This is a genomic window from Methylobacterium sp. WL103 (assembly GCF_008039885.1).
GTDB classification, from domain to species: domain Bacteria; phylum Pseudomonadota; class Alphaproteobacteria; order Rhizobiales; family Beijerinckiaceae; genus Methylobacterium; species Methylobacterium cerastii.
The window spans coordinates 1-2127 of the sequence record NZ_VRUX01000673.1 but is presented as its reverse complement, the minus strand read 5'-3'; the positions used below and the strand labels follow the sequence as shown (position 1 = coordinate 2127).

Sequence of the window (2127 nt, the reverse complement as noted above, 5' to 3'; positions counted from 1 at the left end):
GGGCCGGCGCGCGCACCTGCTCGAGGCGCCGCTGCCGCTCTTCGCCTTCCACGCCGACGACGGGCTCTTCCGCAACGAGCCGGCCGTGGCGCTGCCGGCCATGCCGGCCTCCGAGCAGGTAGCGGAGGATTATTCCGCCACCGGGCTCTCGCTCAAAGGCCATCCGGTCGCGTTCTTCCGGGCTCGACTCGCCCGGATCGGCGCGATCCCGGCGCGCGAGCACCACGATCCGAGCTTTCCCCAGAACGGCCGCGTCACCGTGGCCGGGCTGGTGCTGACCCGCCAGCGTCCCGGAACCGCCAAGGGCGTCGTGTTCCTGACGCTCGAGGACGAGACCGGCATCGCCAACGTCATCGTCTGGAAGACGGTGTTCGAGGCCAACCGTCGCGCCGCGATGAACGCACGCTTCCTGGCGGTGCAGGGCCGGGTGCAGCGGGCCGAGGGCGTCGTCCACCTCGTCGCCGAGCGGTTCCGCGACCTGACGGAGGAGCTGCGCGCGCTGCGCGAAGGCGGCGTCCGCTTGCCGCCCGAGACCAACGACTTCGGCGCCCCCGTCGATCGCCGGACCTATCGCAGCCGGGACTTCCATTGAGCAGGACGCCGAACCTGTAAAGTCAGGAGCTTGGACAGCCACGAGCCTCGACAGCGGATCGGCCACTTGTATGGTGCGGCCATGCTCCGCTTCGCCCTCGCCTGCCTCCTGCTGATTCCCGTCGCCGCCCGCGCGGACGAATGCGACGGCCTCGCTCAGAGGATCGCCGCCACCACCGGCGGCAAGGTCGGGCGCCGCGCCGGCCCCAGCATCGACATCAGGGTGCCGGGCTCGATCAAGCTCGACCTGACCTGCCGGGCCGAGCCGATCGTCCAGGCGAGTTCCGGCGAGACGACGCCGTCCGCGACCTTCTTCCGCGACCTCGCCATCGCCTCGGAACTGCTCGTCGGCGAGCCGGCCGGCACGGTCGAGGCCGTCATCGCCAAGGCGCACGCCACCGCACTCTCCGAGCGGCGCAAGTCGTTCATCCAGCAGAACGGATGGTCGGCGAGCTGCTACACCGACAGCACCGGCTCGATCCGCACCCTCTGCTCGATCGGCCGCATCCCGCCGGGGTGAGGCGCCCCCGGCGAGCCGGAACCGCCCGTTTTGCTCAGTACTCGATGATGTCTTCCAGCGCGTAGTGCTTCACCGTCTTGCGGTTGGCGATCAGCTCCTCGACCGTCGGCTCGCCGCGCAGCGCGCGGCCGATGGCAAGCTTCGTCGCCTCGTAGTTGGTGCGGTAGAGGTCCTTGCGGTCGAGGTTCTCGTCCTCCGAGCACCGGACGTCGAGCCAGATCATGATGATCATGCACAGCTCGTCGAGGCCGTCCTTGGGCAGGATGCCTTCGATGATGCAATCCACGATGGCGTCCCCGGTGGCCGCCTGAACCACGCCACCGAGAAGCTCGGCATACTCGGCCGTGTGGATCGTGACCTTGGTGGTCATCATCGTGGCCGGGCGCACGAGCTGATTGAGGTCGCGCACCACGAACATCCGCGTGTGGCCCTGCACCTGGCCCATCATGCCGGCGAAGGCTTGGCCGACGGGGCCGCGCGTCGAGCCGATCAGAACCTCGGGCATCGCGTCGGTGTATTGCCCCTCGGCGGCGAGCACGGTCGCCTCGCCCGTGCGGAACCAGATCTCGGACATGTCTCTCGGCCTCGGAAGCGGCGCCCAGGAAACGGCGCGGTCGGCCGCGCAGACATCATCCCCGGCCGCCTTCGTCAACCGTTGGTCCGGACGACAAAGGCGGACGGCGGCCCTGGCCTCCGCAGGCGCGATCGGTCATGCAGGGGGCGACCGAACGGGAATGAACGACGATGAGCGATCCGGACCAAGGACCGGGCCGGGGGCCGGCCAGCGAGCGCGGCTGGAGCCTGTCGGCGGCGCCAGCCGGCGATGGGGTGCGCCTGGAACTCGGGCTGCCCGACGTCGGAGGCAAGCCCATCACCGCCATCCTCGCCCTCAGCCGGTCCGAGGCCGAGAGACATGTCCGAGATCTGGTTCCGCACGGGCGAGGCGACCGTGCTCGCCGCCGAGGGGCAATACACCGACGCGATGCCCGAGGTTCTGATCGGCTCGACGCGCGGCC

3 protein-coding genes and 1 pseudogene are annotated in these 2127 nt (G+C 70.1%); 3 read left to right on the top strand and 1 reads right to left on the bottom strand.

The window, feature by feature from the left end; translation table 11 throughout:
* Together FV222_RS24040 and FV222_RS24035 are read left to right on the top strand one after the other, a co-directional pair.
* A partial coding sequence (locus tag FV222_RS24040; protein ID WP_246685630.1) for an OB-fold nucleic acid binding domain-containing protein occupies nt 1–592 on the top strand: 592 nt, incomplete at its 5' end.
* Nucleotides 593–673: 81 nt separating this feature from the next.
* Entirely contained in the window at nt 674–1111 is a 438-nt protein-coding gene (locus FV222_RS24035; RefSeq protein WP_147754420.1) for a hypothetical protein, read from the top strand.
* Between the two features lie 34 nt (nt 1112–1145).
* Here FV222_RS24035 and FV222_RS24030 read toward each other — a convergent pair whose 3' ends face one another.
* Nucleotides 1146–1685 carry a formaldehyde-activating enzyme gene (locus FV222_RS24030; protein WP_147754419.1) on the bottom strand — a complete coding sequence of 180 codons (540 nt, stop codon included), beginning with the start codon at nt 1683–1685 and terminating at the stop codon, nt 1146–1148.
* 339 nt (nt 1686–2024) lie between these two features.
* Here FV222_RS24030 and FV222_RS24025 point away from each other — a divergent pair.
* Nucleotides 2025–2127, top strand: a pseudogene (locus tag FV222_RS24025) (aldehyde-activating protein); the annotation flags it as partial.

What these genes read in the sequence shown, in the direction of transcription:
- FV222_RS24035 (WP_147754420.1), top strand. Translation starts at nt 674, where the DNA reads ATGCTCCGCTTCGCCCTCGCCTGCCTCCTGCTGATTCCCGTCGCCGCC.
- FV222_RS24030 (WP_147754419.1), bottom strand. Translation starts at nt 1,685, where the DNA reads ATGTCCGAGATCTGGTTCCGCACGGGCGAGGCGACCGTGCTCGCCGCC.